This window comes from Mesorhizobium sp. M8A.F.Ca.ET.218.01.1.1, from assembly GCF_004791165.1.
GTDB lineage: Bacteria > Pseudomonadota > Alphaproteobacteria > Rhizobiales > Rhizobiaceae > Mesorhizobium.
Genome location: NZ_SRUZ01000056.1, coordinates 1 through 403, shown reverse-complemented (window position 1 = coordinate 403; position 403 = coordinate 1). Strand labels below are relative to the sequence as shown.

General features: G+C 62.5%; 1 protein-coding gene. It reads left to right on the top strand.

The features are described 5' to 3' along the window. Nucleotides 1–198 precede the first annotated feature (198 nt). Nucleotides 199–403 (top strand): hypothetical protein (locus tag EN861_RS35915; protein WP_210235214.1); only part of this gene is annotated, 205 nt, incomplete at its 3' end.

The following is a 403-nucleotide window of genomic DNA, read 5'->3' as shown; positions in this document are numbered from 1 at the left end:
ACGACGTTTGCCGCACCCGTCTCATCCTCCAGAGGAACATGAAGCCTTTGGCCGAGCCCGGCCGCTGCCGGACCAGCACCAGGCCGGCGGCCTCGAGCCAGCTTCTGCCTCGCGCCTGCATAGCATCCTGACAGGTCACGGTGCGGCGCCGGTTAGGCGGCACGCCGATTTTGGCAACGCTAGCCTGTGAACTGAAGAATGAAGGTCGGACTTGCGGCACATCGATTAGGTTCAAATGATAAGTTGCTGCCCGGCGAGGTCGTTTCAGCGCATCTCGACTGGTGGGTCGGCAAGACAATGCGGAACGGAAATGATCGCAGGCGTAAAGGACGGCTTTCGGGGCCGGAAGCTTCAGGCCTGGAACCGGACCCCAGTTTGGCGCAAGCATCGTGGCCTCCGCCCG